Annotated in this window: 15 protein-coding genes; 11 read left to right on the top strand and 4 right to left on the bottom strand. The window is 47.2% G+C overall.

The genetic code is table 11. The annotated features are described in order from the left end of the window. Positions 1-505 precede the first annotated feature (505 nt). Positions 506-1204 (bottom strand): DUF421 domain-containing protein, encoded by a 699-nt coding sequence (locus LOR49_RS11865; protein WP_240376948.1) that lies wholly within the window; start codon positions 1202-1204, stop codon positions 506-508. Positions 1205-1556: 352 nt separating this feature from the next. On the opposite strand from LOR49_RS11865, the gene LOR49_RS11860 reads away from it, so the two are divergent. The 6 genes from LOR49_RS11860 to LOR49_RS11835 all read left to right on the top strand — a co-directional run bounded on the left by LOR49_RS11860 (position 1557) and on the right by LOR49_RS11835 (position 10153). Next, a complete protein-coding gene (locus LOR49_RS11860) occupies positions 1557-3014 on the top strand; it encodes an NCS1 family transporter (RefSeq protein ID WP_240376947.1) in 1458 nt (485 codons plus the stop codon). A gap of 198 nt (positions 3015-3212) precedes the next feature. Continuing rightward, on the top strand, positions 3213-4754 hold the full coding sequence (locus tag LOR49_RS11855; RefSeq protein ID WP_240376945.1) for a PucR family transcriptional regulator: 1542 nt from the start codon (positions 3213-3215) through the stop codon (positions 4752-4754). A 28-nt stretch (positions 4755-4782) separates the two neighbouring features. Further along, positions 4783-6696: a sigma 54-interacting transcriptional regulator gene (locus LOR49_RS17650; RefSeq protein ID WP_240376943.1), complete on the top strand. Its 1914-nt coding sequence runs from the start codon at positions 4783-4785 to the stop codon at positions 6694-6696. A gap of 175 nt (positions 6697-6871) precedes the next feature. Further along, on the top strand, positions 6872-7834 hold the full coding sequence (locus LOR49_RS11845) for an enoyl-CoA hydratase/isomerase family protein (RefSeq protein ID WP_240376941.1): 963 nt from the start codon (positions 6872-6874) through the stop codon (positions 7832-7834). 694 nt (positions 7835-8528) lie between these two features. After that, positions 8529-9380 carry a 3-hydroxyacyl-CoA dehydrogenase gene (locus LOR49_RS11840; protein WP_240377032.1) on the top strand — a complete coding sequence of 284 codons (852 nt, stop codon included), beginning with the start codon at positions 8529-8531 and terminating at the stop codon, positions 9378-9380. After that, entirely contained in the window at positions 9377-10153 is a 777-nt protein-coding gene (locus tag LOR49_RS11835) for an enoyl-CoA hydratase/isomerase family protein (RefSeq protein ID WP_240376939.1), read from the top strand. Before LOR49_RS11840 ends, LOR49_RS11835 begins: the two co-directional genes overlap by 4 nt. A gap of 1024 nt (positions 10154-11177) precedes the next feature. Here the strand turns inward: LOR49_RS11835 and LOR49_RS11830 are convergent. The 3 genes from LOR49_RS11830 to LOR49_RS11820 form a co-directional block, all read right to left on the bottom strand. Beyond that, positions 11178-12059, bottom strand: a complete 882-nt coding sequence (locus LOR49_RS11830) for a carbohydrate deacetylase (RefSeq protein ID WP_240376936.1) — start codon at positions 12057-12059, stop codon at positions 11178-11180. 152 nt (positions 12060-12211) lie between these two features. Next, positions 12212-12850, bottom strand: a complete 639-nt coding sequence (locus LOR49_RS11825) for a YpmS family protein (RefSeq protein WP_240376923.1) — start codon at positions 12848-12850, stop codon at positions 12212-12214. After that, the gene (locus tag LOR49_RS11820) at positions 12834-13835 is read right to left on the bottom strand and encodes an SGNH/GDSL hydrolase family protein (protein ID WP_240376915.1); all 1002 of its coding nucleotides are present in this window, start codon (positions 13833-13835) and stop codon (positions 12834-12836) included. Before LOR49_RS11820 ends, LOR49_RS11825 begins: the two co-directional genes overlap by 17 nt. Positions 13836-14009: 174 nt before the next feature. On the opposite strand from LOR49_RS11820, the gene LOR49_RS11815 reads away from it, so the two are divergent. The 5 genes from LOR49_RS11815 to nfsA all read left to right on the top strand — a co-directional run bounded on the left by LOR49_RS11815 (position 14010) and on the right by nfsA (position 18389). After that, positions 14010-14459: a DUF2188 domain-containing protein gene (locus LOR49_RS11815; RefSeq protein WP_240376914.1), complete on the top strand. Its 450-nt coding sequence runs from the start codon at positions 14010-14012 to the stop codon at positions 14457-14459. A 142-nt stretch (positions 14460-14601) separates the two neighbouring features. Further along, positions 14602-14808 (top strand): DUF1657 domain-containing protein, encoded by a 207-nt coding sequence (locus LOR49_RS11810; RefSeq protein WP_240376913.1) that lies wholly within the window; start codon positions 14602-14604, stop codon positions 14806-14808. Positions 14809-14876: 68 nt separating this feature from the next. Continuing rightward, the gene (locus LOR49_RS11805) at positions 14877-15611 is read left to right on the top strand and encodes a DUF421 domain-containing protein (protein WP_240376912.1); all 735 of its coding nucleotides are present in this window, start codon (positions 14877-14879) and stop codon (positions 15609-15611) included. A gap of 969 nt (positions 15612-16580) precedes the next feature. Beyond that, complete coding sequence (locus LOR49_RS11800) at positions 16581-17567, top strand: 2-hydroxyacid dehydrogenase (protein WP_240376911.1); 987 nt, start codon at positions 16581-16583, stop codon at positions 17565-17567. A gap of 93 nt (positions 17568-17660) precedes the next feature. After that, entirely contained in the window at positions 17661-18389 is a 729-nt protein-coding gene (gene nfsA, locus LOR49_RS11795; protein WP_275899643.1) for an oxygen-insensitive NADPH nitroreductase, read from the top strand. The last annotated feature ends 408 nt before the right edge of the window (positions 18390-18797 follow it).

The raw sequence follows: 18797 nt of genomic DNA, 5'->3' as shown, positions 1-18797 counted from the left end.
ATCATTGGCTGCGTATGAGGATGTCAAAACAGGGCACGAACGAAATCACATCCTCATAGCGGTTCAATGAAGCCATCAAAAAAGAAGTGAGCCAGAATAACAACCGCATACGAGTCCTATGACGTCATGAAATCCGGGAATCAAGAAATTAACAACGTCACACGCATCCTATGAAGTCATGAAAAGCAGAAAAGGAAGAAATAAAGGCATCATTGGCTGCGTATGAGGGTGTCAAAACAGAGTACGAACGAAACAACATCCTCATAGCGGTTCAATGAAGCCATCAAAAAAGAAGTGAGTCAGAATAACACCCCCATACGAGTCCTATGACGTCATGAAATCCGAGAAGCACCAAAATAACAACGCTATACGCATCCTATGAAGGCATGAAAAGCAGAAAAGGAAGAAATAAAGGCATCATTGGCTGCGTATGAGGATGTCAAAACAGAGTACGAACGAAACAACAACACTATAGTAGACGTGCGAAACAGCCGTCTCTCATCATTTAAGATGGGGACGGCTGTTTTTTGTGGTCGATGAAGAGGGTGCCGTCTTTTTGCAGCTCGGCGTAGAAAACATCGGAAACAGAGGACAGGCCTGCGTTTTTAATTTGATGGGTGATCCAGTTTTCACGGAGGTTGAGCTTTTTTATATTTTTTTGGTTGACCGTACCATCCGAAATAACTTCTGTCGGCAAAAAGTCAGGGTTAACTGGAACAAACGCCGGGTTCAGCGATTCATTCGTGACAGTCTGTTTATTTTCCTTTTTCAATACAGAAAGTTTGCCGTCTGTTTCAAAGACAGCAAACGCCACATCAGCGACGGAGAAAACATTCTTTTTACGAAGCAAAGAGCGTAAGGAATCAATGTCTAGCCGTACCTTTCGCAGGGCATCCTCGACAATTACACCGTTTTTAATCACGATAACCGCGTCCCCGGTGACGAGTTTGCGGAACCTTTTTGATTTAATGTTCCAAAAGTCTATGATAATGGTTAATGCACTCCAAACGGCTAAGGCCAGAAAGCCGTTTAGCAAACTTATTTTTGGATTGAGAGCAACGTTTGCTGTCAGCGCGCCAATTGTAATCCCGGATATATAGTCTTGCTCAGTTCCTTTCTCCCCATGATTCTTGTTAACACAAGAATAACAATGAAGAAAAGAAAGATCCGTATCACCATTTCTGCCGCAGGCAAAGCGTTTCACCTCGTTTCAAGCTTGTCATTTCCAAATTTATTGCGGTTCATGAGCGCACACTCTCCCCTATATTATGCGTAAAAAAGACTAATCCATTCGTGAGCTTTTCCAGTGGTATGTATTCTTTGTTCGCAATGATATAATGATTATTTTTTATTATGCATGCAAAAACAAATATTATTCGGAGCAATGAAAGTCTTTTCTTAATAGTAAAACGATTTTGACAGAATTGTTAACACTATGTAAGATTTCAGAAAACGGGAGTTGATGTATAGTTTTATATACAACCCCTAAACGGGACAAAAGGAGGAAGTAGTACAGTCGTGCGAATAAAATATTTTGCCCAAGGAGTGATAATGGCATGAGTGACAAGAACAGTTATTTAAAGTCCCCGGATTTAATGCCAGTTGGAAGCAATGAAAGGAAAGTTGGGACCGGCGGATTTGCGATTATGTGGGTCGGTATGGCCGTTGTGTTGGCTGCCTTTGCGATCGGCGGCGATGGAGTAGTTGCTCTTCCGCTCGGCTGGGTTGTGGTTTCTGCATTTATTGGTTGTTTATTAATTGGTCTCGTCATTACGGTTGTCGGTGATATCGGCATTGAGCACGGCCTTTCGTTTCCCGTTTACGCAAGAGCACCATTTGGGACGATTGGAACGCACATCCCTTCGGTCACGCGGGGTGTTACTGCATCAGTATGGTTCGGTATAAACACGTTTTTTGGAGCATCTGCCATTAATGGAATATTAACTATTCTTACTGGATTTGACAACTGGTTTCTCTGTTACGCAATCTTCGCTACCGCACAAATAATTAATACAGCGATCGGAATTAAAGCAGTTGAGCGTTTTGCGGATTTCGCGGCTCCAGTCATCATTTTGATTTCTATCTGGATTTACTACGTGTTGTCTGGTGAAGCAGCCAGTCAAGGAAATAGTATCTGGAACAGTGTGGAAGCACCTGCTTATGGTGTGAGCGCTGTCAGTGTCTTCCTTATCGTGATTTTCTCGGTGATGGGTTTCTGGGCAACACTCGGTACAGACATTCCGTCAATTTCGCGTTTTATTAAAGGACCAAAGTACGAAAAGAACTTTTTCAAACGGAATAAAGGTGCCTTTATCGGTAATATGATTACGATGCCGATCGTTCAGACCTTCATGGTACTAATTGGGGGCGTCGCCTACATCGCACTCGGTAACTTTGATCCGGTTGTGGCGCTTCAAGAAACAGCTTCTGGGATTGTATTAGCTATTTTACTCGTCATGATCGTGCTCGCCCAGTGGTCTACGAACACGACAGCGAACGTTATCCCGGCTGCCGTTATCTTTTCAAATGCCGGCGGACCGAAAGTGCCTTTTTATGCAGGTGTTATTCTTGCAGGATTAATTGGAACCGCTTTCCAGCCATGGGCGTTATTTGAGGTCATCGTTCCTTATCTGCTTCTCTCCGGTGCGATTTTGTCAGCGATCATCGGAATTGTCATGGTTGACTACTACATTTTGCGGAAGCGCCGTGTCAATGTTCCAGATCTATACAAGAGCGAAGGGCAGTTCCGCTACCACAATGGCGTAAACCTAGCCGGTATCATCTCTTGGGTTATTGGCGGTGGTGTCGCGATGTTGTTCATGGATTACTCCTTCATCTTCGGATTTGTTATCGGCGGCGGCTGTTATTACTTCCTCGCGAAACACTGGTACTTTAAGAAATTTAAACAAGAAGAAATTGAAAATCCAGACGACGAGAAGTATTTAGGACTTACCGTCGGAAGAGATTGGCAAATAGACATGGAAGAAGACAAAAAAGATAAAATCAGCGTATAAAAATAAGAATGTAAGCGTTTCCGTATTGTATAATGAAGATAACCTCGGTTTCTCCGGGGTTATCTTTTTTGTTGCACAAATCCAAAATTTCAACTATTATGGATATTAACTATACACCCTTAATAGGTATTTTGAAATAGATACATATACCTTAAAACGAGACAGCAGCATTCGTTATTTACGGAGGAGGTGAGGGTGATGGCGAAAGTTAATCTAAAGTGTATTACAGTCGGAGATTTCTTGAACAGGCCTTATTTTCAAGAAGCTGAAGTCATTGCTTCTTCGAGCGCGTTAAAACGTGAGGTGAAATGGGTTCATGTGATGGACTCGACGAACGTGGGCCATCTGCTAAACGGCGGGGAGTTGATTCTGTCCACAGGACTCGGCTGGAGAAATGATGAGGAAACGTGTTTGTCCTTTTTTCATCAATTAATTGAGAATGATTGTGCCGGGTTATGCATCGAGCTCGTCGCCTATACAAAAGAACTGCCGGAGTCTGCCATTCAGCTCGCAAAGAAGCATGATTTTCCCTTGATCCTTTTTCATAAAGAAGTTCGCTATATTGATATTACCCAAGATCATTACGCCATATTTTTGAATTACCATCATAAAATGGTGACAGAGCTAGAGCGATTGTCGGCCCTCTTGAACCAATCGTTGCTTTCTGGGAAAAATCACATCTCTTTATTGAAGGAATTTTACCAATTTACTGGACTTTCATTGTTGTTTCAACCGACCCAAGGAGAGCCGATGAGTTTTCCCAGTGACCTAAAAGAAGCGATTCAGAAGCACTCAGATATTCGGGCGATCAAGGTGATGAATCACACGATGGCTTACTTAACGATATATTCTGCGAAGGAATTCGGGGAATTTGAGAAGCTGGCGGCAGACCGTGTCGAAATTGCGCTCGCCCAGGAATTGATGCGTTCCATGTACGTGGAAGAACGGAAGCGGCGCAAGGAGGAGTTATGGCTGCAGCGCTGGTTGTCCGGAGAATATAAGGATAAAGAAATTCGCACCCAGCTTCAATCGATTTATCCGGATACAACATTTACCTCCCTTGTCGTATGCTTAGGCCATCATAAAAATGATAATTCCTCGGTGCTTGGCGACAGCATGATCACCCGTTCTCTCTTTGAAGCGCGCGGTTTTACGTTAATTAAAGCGCCTTTTCAGGAACAGACCGTTTATTTGCTGTTGTCGGTAAAAGAGTCTCCAGCCAAGCAGTTGTATGAGGAAATTGCGGACGTGTTTGCGGTCCTGCGAAAAGACAAGATCGTTGATACCTTTGCGGTCGGCCAACCGCAAACCAATTTTGAAAAGTTGAACAAAAGCTATGAAACGGCTCAGATTGTGCAATCCCTGGAGCGGCGGCTCACCGGCATTTCACCGATTTATGAGCAGCTGCACGCGTACCGGATCGTCTATTTTATGGAGAAGAACCACGCGCTCGAGGATTTTGTCAACGAGTATTTAGTGGGTATCGTCCAACATGACAAGCGTCGGAACAGCGAGTTACTGTTGACGTTAAAGTCGTACATGAAAAATAACGGCAACAAGCAAGAGACAGCGAAAGATTTATTTATCGTGAGACAGACACTCTATCAACGGCTCCGCAAAATCGAAGAAATCATTGGGGCAGATTTTTTTGACTACCATAAGCGACTGGCACTCGAAATGGCGTTGTTAGGCTATGAATATCTGCACGGCACACTGGATGGTGAGTTGAACCGTTCATAACGGAAAGTGCCGGGGAGGTGGAGAAGACGTGAGTGTAGGGGTAATTTCACCGTATCAGGAGTTCACGACAAGTGTCGAAAAAATAGCCGCAAAGGCCGGCATAACCGTTCATATAAAGGAAGGCGCGCTCCATCGCGGCTTGTACCAGGCGCGCAAACTGATGGAAGAGCACGATGTCAATGTGATCGTCGCAAGAGGGGCTACCGCGTCTTTTTTGGAAGAAAAGCTCGATGTCCCCGTCGTTAAAATTACTTTTTCCAATTACGATTTGTTACAGGCATTCAGGGAAGCGAAACAGATTTCTGAAACGATTACGTTTATTGACCATTACGATCATGAAGCGACGACGGATTTATCTTTTATGGAAGAGTTGCTTGGGGTGGATATTGACTTAAAGCAATATTATTTGGAAAAAGAAATTACAGAACACCTCGAACAGCTTGACAGCACAAGTGCTCCTGCTTTGGTGGGGACGGCGCAGTGCGTGGCGCGGACCGCTGCCAAAAAAGGGATGACCGCTTTTGTCGTCAACTCCAGCGAGCTCGCCATTTCGGAAGCGCTCCAGCAAGCGTACGAGCTTTCCGTTCTCTATAAAAAAGAGAAACTGCATCAAGCGCATTTGGAGACGATCATCTCGAATGCGTTTGACGGGGTCATTGCAACGAATGAGGAAGGCAAGATAACGGTTTACAATGAAGCAGCAGCCGACATCATCGGGATGAAGCGTGAACAGATGCTCGGGCGTTATGTAGGAAAAGTGACGCATCCTTACATTCGTAAGCTGTGGAATAACGGGCAGGAAGGAACCCGCGACATTATCACGCTCGGCGACAAACGTTTTGTCGTAAACCGGATGTTGCTAGGTGACTGGGAAAACAGTCTGGTGATCACCTTTCAGGAAATTGACCAGCTGCTCGAATTAAACTCCGACGTACGGAGCCGCCTGCATCACCGGCGTTTTTACGCGAAACATACGTTTCCCGACATCTTATATGAAAGCGGTGTCATGGAAGAGACTATCCAGCTCGCGCGTGTTTACAGCAAGTCCGAAAGCGCCGTCCTGATCCAGGGAGAAAGCGGGGTCGGGAAGGAACTGTTCGCACAGAGCATCCATAATGAAAGCAACCGAAAAGAAGGCCCGTTTATTGCGATCAACTGTGCCGCACTTCCGGCGAATTTGCTTGAAAGTGAGCTCTTTGGCTACGAAGAAGGCTCATTTACCGGCGCGAAAAAAGGCGGGAAAGCGGGCTTGTTTGAAATGGCTCATCAAGGAACGCTGTTTTTAGATGAAATCGGCGACCTGCCAGTCGACCTGCAGACGCGGCTGTTACGGGTACTGCAGGAAAAAGAAGTCATGAGAGTGGGCGGCCAGAAGATTATCCCTGTTGATGTCCGGGTCATTTCCGCCACGAACAAAAATTTGTACGAAAGCATGAAGAAAGACGAATTTCGCGAAGATCTCTATTACCGCCTGAATATTTTGCAAGTCACGATTCCACCGTTGCGGGAAAGAAAAGCGGATATTCCAGCGCTGTTTCGCTATTTTTGGCAGGAGAAAACGGGGGAACCCTGCGAAATGAGCGAAAGCCTCTGGAACAAACTCATGGCTCACCAATGGCCGGGTAACATTAGAGAACTGGAAAATGTCGTCGAACGTTTGCGAATGTTATCGTCCAGCTCCGAGCTCGAAGCAGATGAATTTATTTTTGACCATCTAAATATCGAGAAGCACAAGCACTCCGGTAAAAAAGATTTCGCTGATCGAATGGAGGTAGAAATCGGCACGATGAAAGAGATGGAACAACAAATCATCCAGGAACTCGAGGAACGCTACAACGGCAACAAACAAAAAATAGCCAGCGTACTCGACATCAGTCGGACCACCTTATGGAAAAAACTCACCAATGTTCACAACATGAACACCGTGAAGTTTAATAAATGAACGGTTTTGTTTAAAAAGTGAACACGGCTGGTAACCCTTACAACAAAAAAACGATAAAAGAATGCTCCGCACACAAACCGGACGCATTCTTTTTTATTTTTAAAGAAATTTCTGATTTTGGCATGTGGCTTGCATTTACTATAAGTGAAAACAATATGGAGGAGGTCGACGAAAGATGGATCACTTTTTGAATCCCCCACAGCCGGAAGAACTGAATTTGGAAAACGTCAAGTATGAAAAGAAAGACATGGTGGCGACGGTGACGATTAACCGTCCGGAAGTTTACAACTGCTTGAACTTCCAGACACTTCGGGAAATGACGCGAGCGTTTGAAGCAGCGTCCTGGGATAATGAGGTCGGCGTCGTCGTCTTGACGGGAGCCGGCGACAAGGCGTTCTCCACCGGGGCGGACATGAAAGAGCAGCACAATGAGATCATGGACCGGCCGCATAACTACTGGAAATGGATGGGGGCGTTTATTGAAGCTCACGATAAATTAATGAACATCGGAAAACCGACGATCGCCCGCCTAAACGGCATGACCGTCGGTGGCGGCAACGAATTCAACATTAACTGTGACCTCGCCATTATGGCAGACCACGCTTACATCCGCCAAGTTGGGAATTCCCACGGGAGTGTCGCAGCAGGAGGCGCAACCCAGTGGCTGCCGCTCATCGTCGGCGACCGCCGTGCCCGAGAAATCCTCTGGCTCAATGAAGAAATCAGCCCAGAAAAAGCACTCGAATGGGGACTCGTGAACGAAGTTGTGCCTTACAGCCAGCTCGATGATGCCGTCGATAACATGGCGCAGAAACTGTTGCAGAAATTGCCGGAATGCGTGCGCTACACGAAGGAACAAATCAACTATTGGCGAAAACAATCCTTCCATACAACCGTAGGCCATGCGCGCGACTGGCTCACCGTCCACACCGGCGCCTATGAAACGTTCGAGGGACTCCGCGCCTTTACTGAAAAACGCAAACCCGATTATCACATGCTGCGCCAGCGCCTAGCAGACAACGATTCCTATGAGCACCTCTGGGGCGCCCCCATGCTCGAATGCGGCCAATGCGGAACCAAAGACATCCCCGAACACTTCAAGCACTGCGGCAACTGCGGCGCCCCGTTGAATAAATAAACGGTAAAAGTCATGAACGGATCCCCGCAGCAGCATCGCGTTAGAGAATGACGTCGTGAAAAGAGCGTGTTGCGGAAATAGAGGGTTCATAAACGCTCAATGACGTCGCGAAAAGAGCGGAGTGTAGAAATAGAGGGTTCATAAACGCTCAATGACGTCACGAAAATAGCGTATTGCGGAAATAGATGCAACATAGCCGCGGAATGACGTCGCGAAAAGAGCGGAGTGTAGAAATAGAGGGTTCATAAACGCTTAATGACGTCGTGAAAATGGCGTGTTGCGGAAATAGAGGCTTCAAAGCCGCGCAATGACGTCGTGAAAAGAGCGGAGTGCGGAAATAGAGGCTTCAAAGCCGCGCAATGACGTCGCGAAAAGAGCGGAGTGCGGAAATAGAGGGTTCATAAACGCTTAATGACGTCGTGAAAATGGCGTGTTGCGGAAATAGAGGCTTCAAAGCCGCGCAATGACGTTGTGAAAATAGCAGGTTGTGCAAATAGATGCTTCATAGAGGCTCAATGACGTTGCGAAAATAGCAAGGTTCAAAAATAAGGCCCTCATAGGCACCAAATGACGTCATGAAAGTCGAGGAGGGCAGGAATAGAAGCGTCAAACCCGGAGCGACACCATAACATTCACGCAAAGCAAGATAGATTTACAAGCAAGGGAGGAGAAAGTGTTGAACATAGAAAACGTAATGGTGATCGGCGGCGGTATTATGGGTCGCGGGATCGCTTACGCGGCAGCAGCTGGCGGATATCGTGTGTCGTTGTATGATATTTCAACGGATGTTTTAAATCAAGCGGAAGCGGAGATCGCAGGTTTTTTTCAAGGCGCCGTACAGCGCAACAAACTGGACGCCGCGAAAGCCGAACGTGCAAAAGCCGCTATCACGTACACAACGGCTCTGGAGGAAGACGCGAAGAAAGCCGATTTTGTTATCGAAGCCGTGCCGGAAAAGATGGACATTAAACGGAATGTTTTTGAACAACTCGACCGCTACACGAAAGCGGACGTTATGTTAGCAACGAATACGTCAACGATGAGTCCGACGGAGATCGGTTCTTATACATCGAAGCCGGAGAAAGTGATTGCGATGCACTTTTTTAACCCGGTTCCGAAAATGAAGCTCGTCGAAATTGTGCGCGGGCTCGAGACGAAGGACGAGACCGCGGCGGCAACGGAGAAAGTGGCGCGGCAGATGGGAAAAGAAACGGTTGTCGTCAATGAATTTCCGGGATTTGTCACGAGCCGGATGAGTAGTTTAGTCGGAAATGAAGCGTTTCATATGCTGATGGAAGGCGTCGGTACACCGGAAGAAATTGACCGCGCGATTGAGCTGGGCTTGAATTATCCGATGGGACCGTTCAAGCTCGGGGATCTCGTCGGGCTCGATACCCGCCTCCGCAATCTTGAATATTTGCATGAAACACTCGGCGAAAGGTTTCGGCCAAGTCCGCTGCTGCGAAAATATGTACAAGCGAATCGGCTCGGCAGAAAAACCGGAAAAGGTGTCTACGATTACACCAAAGGAGAGAACGATACATGAGTTACGAGCATATGAATCTGGCCGTTGAAGATTACGTCGGGATCATCACGATTGAGCGGGAAAAAAAGCGTAATTCCATGGACGTGGACAGCTGGCTGGAGCTCCAAAAAGCGGTCCGGGACATGAATGAGAACGACGACGTGCGCGCGATTATTATTACCGGCCAGGGGAAAAAATCCTTTGCGGCCGGAGCCGATATTAGCTGGATTCGCGACCGGGTCCCGCTTGATATTTATGGATCTGCCGTCCAGGATGTTCTTCTCGATGTGTACCGGTCGCACAAACCGGTCATTGCTGCGGTGAACGGCTATGCGCTCGGGGGCGGCTGTGAATTGATGACCGCCTGTGATATCCGCATTGCCAGTGACACTGCGAAAATGGGACAGCCGGAAATCAATCTCGGCATTCTTCCGGCAGGCGGCGGCACCCAGCAGCTCACAAAGCTCGTCGGACTAGCGAAAGCAAAGGAACTTATTTTGACCGGAAAAGTGATCACCGCCGAAGAGGCGCTCACTATCGGCCTCGTGAATGACGTGGTACCGCAAGAAGACGTGTTGGAAACAGCGATAGACATGGCAAAAACACTGGCTGCCAAACCGCCTGTTGCTGTGAAACTGGCTAAAATTGCCTTGAACGAAAGCACGACGGCCGATCTGAACAGCGGCATGGCATTGGAAAAAGCATTACAGGCGGTGTTGTTTGGTACGAAAGACAAACAAGAAGGCGTCGATGCCTTTTTAAATAAAAAAACACCAAACTTTGTGGGGGAATAAGTCATGAACGTGTCCCAGGTAGCATTTTAGCCGGTCCTCTATCCCTTATCCCTCTACCAAGTAAAAAACAGCACCGCGTCCAGCGAGAAGAAGAATGAAACCATGAAAAAGTCGGTTCGCGGGAATAGCGACGTCATCGCGTCAGGATGAAGTCATGAAACGTGTGTTCTGTGAAAATAGTGACGTCAAAGGCTTTGAATGACGTCATGAAAATGGCAGCGTGCAAAAATAGCGACGTCACAGGGTCTGAATGACGTTGTGAAAACAGCAGTGTGTGGAAATAACGGCGTCATAGCGTCAGGATGAAGTCACGAAACATGTGTTCCGTGAAAATAGTGACGTCAAAGGCTTTGAATGACGTCATGAAAATGGCAGCGTGCAAAAATAGCGACGTCATAGGGTCTGAATGACGTTGTGAAAACAGCAGTGTGTGGAAATAACGACGTCATAGGGACTGAATGAAGTCGTGAAAACAGCGGCTCGTGGAAATAACGACGTCAAAGAGTCTGGATGAAGTCATGAAACATGCGGTTCGTGAAAATAGAGTCCTCATAGGGCTGGAATGGAGTCGTGAAAATAGTGGTTCGCAGAAATAGTGACGTCATAGGGACTGAATGAAGTCGTGAAAACAGCGGCTCGTGGAAATAACGACGTCATAGAGTCCGGATGACGTCATGAAACATGCGGTCCGTGAAAATAGAGTCCTCATAGAGACTGAATGACGCCATGAAAATGGCAGCGTGCAAAAATAGCGACGTCATAAGGTCAGGATGAAGTCGTGAAAACGGCGGTTTGTGAAAATAGCGACGTCATAAGGTCTGGATGAAGTCGTGAAAACGGCGGTTTGTGAAAATAGCGACGTCATAAAGTCTGCACGATGCCGCGAATACGATGGCTTACCCAAATAGCGACGTCATCGTCTCTGAGTGACGCTGCGATAATCGTGAAAAACATAAACAGGGCCTTTTTCACCTAAAAAAAGCACATCCACGCTAAGACGGCGTGCTGTGCTTTTTCTAACCTCTTAATCCCTCTGCAGGGCGCGGTAAGAGACGAGTTCCACCTTCACGGCAGAGGTAAGAGAATCCAAAATAGTCTTGTCGGTTAGTGCCGTGAAGTCTTCGAGGCGCGGATATAGAAGGGATGACTGATCCACGAGTGGTTTGTCAAGGTAGGCCGGATGTGTCATGATTTCTATCGTTGCGGCTTCGGCAAATAGAGTCGCAAGCACGTCCGGGGATTGATAAAGCACGTCAATGCTAGCTTCAAAATGGTCAGGCGTCTTAGGCGCAAAACCGAGGACCGTCGTCTTTGGCACGGGGTTAGTTTTTTCCTTCTTATCCACTGGCGTCGCTGCCTGGATCTCCTTGGCAGCGACTGTCTGAACGCCGCGTAACTTGTCATCCTCCTGTCTCTGTCCAGCATTCACCGCCACCTCCGCGCCTTCGGGAAACAAGGTACGCGTCGGTAAGTTGTATTCACGCGCGAGTTCGGTAAACACTTCGGTCAACCCTGGGCACGAGTGGACGTGGTGGTGGCTGTCCAAGTGGGTGGGGGTCAGCCCCTCGCGAAGGGCGCTTTCCATTTGTGCCTGCCATTCGCGGTACACTTCTTCCGGATCAACGGAACCGCCGCTTCTGTAGTAAGAACAAGGATGAAAGCTGCCGTCTTTGCCAGTAAGCGTGTCGTGTCCGCTTGAAAGGGCTTTTCCGAGTGTCAGATTTAAGTGGATGCCGACACCGAGTGCAGGGTGAGCACGAGCCAGTTCATACGCTTGGGCTGCCCCTGGCATGTTGGTCAGGAGCGTGGCCGACGTCAAAATGCCGTTTCGATGGGCATCGATGATTCCGTAATTGACTCCGCTCGAATAGCCGAAGTCATCCCCGTTTATAATTAATTGTTTCATACGATATTCGCCTCAATTTCATCTCAGAAAATAGTGATCTCCCGATTAGTTACAAGCCACTTTCGAAGGCTTCGGGCCGATCCGTTGCCGCCAGACGCTTTTGTGACTGGGGCACCGGCTCCCGTCGAAAAAGCATACGAAAGGGAAGGCTGTTATTTAAAATACTTCATTATTTTACGTTCGTTAAACGGTAGTGTTTCATAAGGGGCGTGGATGCTGAAGGAAATGCGGTCTTTGTCTAAATCGAATTGCTGGGCTTGTACTTGAATTTGGTCGTTTTTACTAATTTCGGTGATGGCTACATAAATATTTTCATTATCGGGATTCACTTCAATCCACTCCGGCATTTCGTAATTTCCTTGAATGTACTCGAGCACTTTCCGGTTTGGCAGTTGCAGACGGCCGAGACTGATCGATTCCTGCTGGAGCACCAAATCGCCGTTTTTTTGCACGACCGGATCGAGCACAACGGTAGCGGGAATTTCCTGATTAAAGGCGCGGATCGAACCAGAGAGCCGTACTTTTTTATCCAAAAAAACGGAATAGGAAATCGACGTGCTGGTTGACAGCTGATCCAAGTAGCGGTTGATCAGCTGATTCAAGTTCCTTTTATCGGAAACAATCGTGAATTCAACGTCGGTGCTCTCTTCCTGCCTGCTTGTTTGAAAGATCGGGTCAGCGGGAGAAGAATTGAAAAGTAGGAGCAGATAGAAAAGGACCCCTGCGTTGATTGCGAGCAAGGAAAAAAATAACCATTTCCAAATGTTGTGTTTTTTAATTTTGTCCCACATGCTGCTCCGTCTCCTCATTTTCTGCCAATTCACTTTGTTTTTCGGTTAGTTCAGGTTCAAGGTAATGAAAGACACGCTCGGCCATCAGTGCATACCCGCGCCGGTTCGGATGAAAATGATCGTCTGCATAATACGACTCACCAACGTTTTCAAACAAGTCATGAATTGGAACGAATGTCGCGTCTTCATACTCTTCCACCGTTTCCCGTCCCATGGCATTCCAGTCTTCCACGATCTTGTCGAGTTCTGGAATGTTAGAAAAGTACATATTAAACGGGTTAAAAACCCCAACTAAATAAATCGGTGCCCCTTCGTTTTTGGAACGAATTTTTTCAAAAATGTCTTCAAGGCGATCCCGATAGTCATCCGTTTCTTGGAAAAACGCCTCGTACGTCAATTGAGTGAAATTCCCCTTCACGACCTTCATAATATCATTGGCGCCGATCGTGATGAGAACAACATCCGCGTCTTTTAGATCTAACGATAGTTTAGGCTCATCCAAGCGTTTTAACAGCTGATCGGTTCGATTGCCGCGCTTTCCGTAATTTTTTATTTCAAAAGAAGGAGCGGAACTGGTATCCTCAATAATTTCTTCCAAAATGCCAATATATCCGCCGTTCCCGGTCGGGTCCCCGACACCTTGGGTCAACGAGTCACCAACCGCGACCATTTTCAAGTCCGGCTGAATGAAGAGGCTGCGGGCTTCTTCAACAACCGCCGCGATCGCGGTCTGAATCTCATGATTGATCGACTTTTCCTTCTCTTCGTTCTCTTCTTCCTCATCTATATCGTTACGCTCCGGCTTCGTTACCTCCGGTTCTGCGCTTGTTTCTTTGGCAGCTTGTGGCTCAGGTACTTGCTTCGTTGTAACCATTTCCGAGGCGGACGAAGACTTACTGATCAACCATCCACCGAGTCCCCCTAAAGGGAGAACGAGACACAACAATAAGACAATGCTAACGGTGATACTCTTCTTTTTTCTCACAAGCAATCACACCTAATTTGTCAACACAATGGTGACAGTTCTTCTTTTAATTTTAACAGATTTACACGGTTTATTTTCAAACAAAAGCAAATAATAGCGCGCCAAATTTTTGAAGTTTCACGTGGAACATTTCCGGCTATACGAATACTAAGCAGCAGAAGAGGAGGAATTCACATGCCGTGGACGATGAATGATTACCCGTCTTCTTTAAAAAATCTTAAAAAACCCGTGAAGAAAAAAGCGATTGATATTGCGAATGCGATGGTTGATGAAGGATATGACGAAGGCCGGGCGATCCCCATTGCTACCGAGCAGGCGAAGGAATGGTACGACAACGCCTCCGAAAAAGAAATCGATACGTTTATGGAAGAAGAAGACCCGACAACCCATGATGATACTCAATACGAGAGCCGCCCCGAGTTGATGGATAAAGCGGAACTTGTAGTGCCGCACGAAGACGGATGGGCGGTGCAGGCAAGAGATGCGAAGAAGCCTACGAAAGTGTTTGATAAAAAAGCCGACGCCATTAAGCGCGCCCAAGAAGTTGCCGGCAATAAAGGAACCGAAGCCGTCGTGTACAAAAAAGACGGCACCGTTGAAGAACGTTACCACCGTTCAGGCTGAAAGAAACGTGCTGCCGTTCGTCCTTCCCGTTTAAATAGGAAAAACATGCCAGTCAGAATGCCACTCCGGTGTTTTTGGCTGGCTTTTTTTGTGTTTAAAAAATCAAGAACGGTACACCTTATAGAGTGGGAGGTGAAAGTCGATGACAGTTGGAACACAAATACAACAATGTATTACGAGTTGTGAGAGTGCCCTTGCGAGTCTCCATTCTTTCGCTTTAGAAACGCAAGATCAGAATGCGAAACAAATGTTCCAAAACCTGGCCAACCAGCAGGAACAAATTATGATGAACTTAAAAACCCGACAGCAATTTATCGAGTCGGAGGAACCGCAGTATAAACAACAGTAATCGACAAACCCCTGCTCCTCGCTTCTGCAGCGAGGGGCTCCTTATATGAGGAGGAGGCGGCAGTAAAAATGGATCCATTGATAGATCTTATGTGGAAACCGCTGTTTATATTTATCACCGTATACATTTTTATACGAATTGGCGGAAAAAAGGCACTGTCTGAAATGAACAGCTTCGACATCCTCTTTATTATCGTGTTGGGCACTATCATGAGTGAACCGCTCGTGTCGCCGAATCCATGGCAGGCTGTTCTGTATGGCGGCATCTTTGTTCTTATCTATATCCTGTTTGCCTTTGCGACGCTAAATAATAAACTGCGGTGGTTTCTCGTTGCAAGCCCGACGGTTCTCGTGAGAAATGGCGACATTGATGAGAAGGGACTGCGAAAAGAACGAATGACGACAAATGAACTGATTTCGTCGCTGCGACAACAAGGATACACGAAAGTGGAAGACATGGAACTGGTCATGATGGAAGACACCGGAAAAATAAGTGCTATTCCGAAAGCGCATGCCAGGCCTTTGGAACCGAATGATGTCCAGCTTCACCCGACCCCCACTTTCATTCCCATCCCTATTATCATGAATGGTCAAATTATCGAACACAATCTTCAATTTCTACAGAAAAATGAGGTGTGGTTAAACCAGCAATTAAAAGCACACCAACTGGACATCCGGCATATTTCCGACGTTACCTTAGCCACCTATAACCAAGATGGAACCTTGTCCGTAGACACCGATAATCCCCGTGATAAATCACATACACCGAACCCGAACCTATACAAACCAGGGATGAATAATTAAGAAGCTGCTGCCAAGACAACACGCGGCAGCTTATTTTTCTGTCGGTCCCCTTTTCATTTGGAAGAGTACATATACGGAAAAGTGAGCGATGAACGGAAACGGAAACACGATAAGAGGCGGTAGGAAGACGCGAAACCACGGTTGTGCGCGATTAGTGGCGTCATTGGAAATTTACGAGGTTGCGAAACCGTCGTCGTGCGCGAATAGCGACGTCAATGGGTGTGTATGGAGTCGCGAAAAAGTGGTAGTGAGGAAATAACGACGTCATAGGAGTGGTATGGCGTCGTGAAAAAGCTAAAAGTAGAAAAGAGCGACGCCATCGGTCATGGATGGAGTCACGAAACCGTCGTTGTGCGTGAATAACAACGTCATAGGGGTGGTAGGAAGTCGCGAAAAGGTGGTAGTGAGGAAATAACGACGTCAAAGGGATCGTATGGCGTCGTGAAAAAGCTGAAAGTAGAAAAGAGCGACGCCATCGGTCATGGATGAAGTCGCGAAACTGTCGTTGTGCGCGAATAACAACGTCATAGGGGTGGTAGGAAGTCGCGAAAAGGTGGGAGAGAGGAAATAACGACGTCAAAGGGATCGTATGGCGTCGTGAAAAAGCTGAAAGTAGAAAAAAGCGACGTCATCGGTCATGTATGAAGTCGCGAAACTGTCGTTGTGTGTGAAAAGCGACGTCATTGGTCGAGCATGAAGTCTCGAAAACGTTAGCGTGCACGAATAACGGCGTCATCGAGCAGGTATGGTGTTGCGAAAAAAGGGAATGGGGTAAATAGCAACCACGAAGGAGAGACCTAGCCCAAGGAAAGCCTTTTTTAGCCGTGGGAAGCTGTTCTGCTTTCATAGCGCCCCTATCCGGCTATATTTTCATCTCACTTTTATTCACAATCCCGCTATTTGTTGGTATGGTGGTATTGTTTAAGAGAACGTGCGTCGTCATTTTTTGTGGAAGGGAGTTTTGCTAGAATGAAGAAAAAAGTTGTGGCCTACAGCCGGGTGCGGAAGCCGGCGCAGGAGAAGCTGACAGAAAAATTTGATCTTCGCGTGTACCCATATGGAACCGAGCTAACCGATGAAAATTTTAAAAAAGATTTGCAAGACGCGGAAGGGTATATCGGACTTGAGAAAAATATTGACGATGAATTTCTGCGCCATGCTCCGAATTTGAAAATCGTCAGTAACGTCTCGGTTGGCTATGATAATTTTGACATGGAGGCGATTACGAAGCACGGGGTGATGGCGACCAATACGCCTGACATTTTGAATGATACCGTGGCGGATGCTATTTTCGGTCTGTTAATCGCGACGGCACGGCGGATTCCGGAGCTGGACCGCTACGTGAAAAACGGGGAGTGGACGGAGTCGCTGCCGGATGAAAAATTCGGGATTGATGTTCACCATAAGACGCTTGGCATTATCGGTGCCGGCCGCATCGGACAAGTGATTGGGAAGCGGGCTCATTTCGGCTTCGACATGGACATTCTCTATCATAACCGCTCGCGGAAACCGGAAATGGAAGAAAAATTAAACGCCACATACTGTGAACAGCTTGACGACCTGCTCGAAGCTTCGGACTATGTCTGCTTGATGACCCCGTCCACGCCGGAGACACGGCATTTAATGAGCAGCGACCAATTTAAGAAAATGAAGAAAACCGCTATTTTTATCAACGGCTCACGCGGGGCAACGGTTGATGAAGCAGCCCTTGCAGAAGCGCTGCAAACAGGGGAAATTCTCGCCGCCGGTCTTGACGTGTTTGAAGAGGAACCGACATCCCCGGACAATCCGCTTTTAAAATTGGACAACGTTGTCACAACGCCGCATATCGGGTCCTCCACCGACGAGACGGAAGACAACATGTCCTTGTTGGCCGCAGACAATGTCACCGCTGCTCTCGAAGGAAAGCGCCCGCCTAATCTATTGAATGAAGAAGTGTGGGAAGGCAAATCATAGTACAGACACTAGGAAGACAGCGGCGGATCGCACAAACCCGCTGCTTTTTCACAAAAAAATTTAAACATGAGATGAAAGGAAGGGGAGATAAACATGCTTGATCAGTTGAAGTCTCACGTTTCGGTGCGCAAATACACGGATGAACCCATTTCCGATGAAACGCTCCATGACATGATTACGGCCGCTCAATCAGCCGCCTCTTCACACTTTGTGCAGGCCTATTCGATGATTGACGTCGTCGATCCAGAAAAACGCGAACAGCTCGCAGAATTATCTAAGAACCCCGTACAATTCAAGGGAGCCGCTCGTGCGTTCGTCTTTTGTGCGGACTTAAAGCGGCTCGAACACGCCGCAGCCAAACACGGAAAACAGATCGAGGGCAGTACGACCGAAAACTTTGTCGTTTCCGTGATCGACACGGCCCTGTTCGCCCAAAATTTTGTCACCGCCGCGGAGTCAAAAGGGTACGGAATCTGCTACATCGGTGGCGTCCGTAACAATCCGGGGCCGATCAGCGAAGTGCTCGAACTGCCGGACTATGTGATCCCTTTGTTCGGCTTAACCATCGGCGTCCCTGCGACGAAAAATGCAGTAAAGCCGCGCCTGCCGGTGAACGCCATTTTACATACGGATCGTTATCAGGAAGAAAAATACGAAGGTATATTGGATGAATACGACGCTATCTTGCGTGCCTATTACGAAAGCCGCGCCAGCAACCAGAAATCCGCCACCTGGACGGAAAACATGGCTGACTATTTATCGCAAGCGCGCCGTGAACACATGAAAGACTTTATCCAATCAAAAGGATTTTTAAAAAAATAAACATTCTCGGCGCGCTGTCTCCATGCAGCGCGCCGAGTTCGGATATTTTGCCAGGAAGTCTGGATATCCCGCGCTCCACTCTGGATAAGAACGCGCCAAGTGTGGATACTGGCGTGCTGCATTTGGATATGCGAGTACGAAGTCTGGATTCTTGCGCTTAAGTGTGGATTCACGAGGTCTAAATCTGGATACATGCGCTTAAGTGTGCATTCACGCGGGCTAAATCTGGATTCATGCGTTCTAAATGTGGATACTCTCAGTTAAGTCTCGATTCGCGCGGTTGAAGTGTGGATTCATGAGAGCTAAGTCTGGATATGGACGCGCTACATCTGGATACTCACGTATTCAGTCTGGATATAAGCGCTCTACGTGTGTATTCACGCGAGCTAAATCTGGATATACGAACGC

Source organism: Bacillus piscicola, assembly GCF_022458745.1.
Lineage (GTDB): Bacteria > Bacillota > Bacilli > Bacillales > Marinococcaceae > Alteribacillus_A > Alteribacillus_A piscicola.
This window is presented reverse-complemented; position numbering and strand designations above follow the sequence as displayed.

What these genes read in the sequence shown, in the direction of transcription:
- LOR49_RS11860 (WP_240376947.1), top strand. Translation starts at nt 1,557, where the DNA reads ATGAGTGACAAGAACAGTTATTTAAAGTCCCCGGATTTAATGCCAGTT.
- LOR49_RS11855 (WP_240376945.1), top strand. Translation starts at nt 3,213, where the DNA reads ATGGCGAAAGTTAATCTAAAGTGTATTACAGTCGGAGATTTCTTGAAC.
- LOR49_RS11845 (WP_240376941.1), top strand. Translation starts at nt 6,872, where the DNA reads ATGGATCACTTTTTGAATCCCCCACAGCCGGAAGAACTGAATTTGGAA.
- LOR49_RS11840 (WP_240377032.1), top strand. Translation starts at nt 8,529, where the DNA reads ATGGTGATCGGCGGCGGTATTATGGGTCGCGGGATCGCTTACGCGGCA.
- LOR49_RS11835 (WP_240376939.1), top strand. Translation starts at nt 9,377, where the DNA reads ATGAGTTACGAGCATATGAATCTGGCCGTTGAAGATTACGTCGGGATC.
- LOR49_RS11830 (WP_240376936.1), bottom strand. Translation starts at nt 12,059, where the DNA reads ATGAAACAATTAATTATAAACGGGGATGACTTCGGCTATTCGAGCGGA.
- LOR49_RS11825 (WP_240376923.1), bottom strand. Translation starts at nt 12,850, where the DNA reads ATGTGGGACAAAATTAAAAAACACAACATTTGGAAATGGTTATTTTTT.
- LOR49_RS11815 (WP_240376914.1), top strand. Translation starts at nt 14,010, where the DNA reads ATGCCGTGGACGATGAATGATTACCCGTCTTCTTTAAAAAATCTTAAA.
- LOR49_RS11810 (WP_240376913.1), top strand. Translation starts at nt 14,602, where the DNA reads ATGACAGTTGGAACACAAATACAACAATGTATTACGAGTTGTGAGAGT.
- LOR49_RS11805 (WP_240376912.1), top strand. Translation starts at nt 14,877, where the DNA reads ATGGATCCATTGATAGATCTTATGTGGAAACCGCTGTTTATATTTATC.
- LOR49_RS11800 (WP_240376911.1), top strand. Translation starts at nt 16,581, where the DNA reads ATGAAGAAAAAAGTTGTGGCCTACAGCCGGGTGCGGAAGCCGGCGCAG.
- nfsA (WP_275899643.1), top strand. Translation starts at nt 17,661, where the DNA reads ATGCTTGATCAGTTGAAGTCTCACGTTTCGGTGCGCAAATACACGGAT.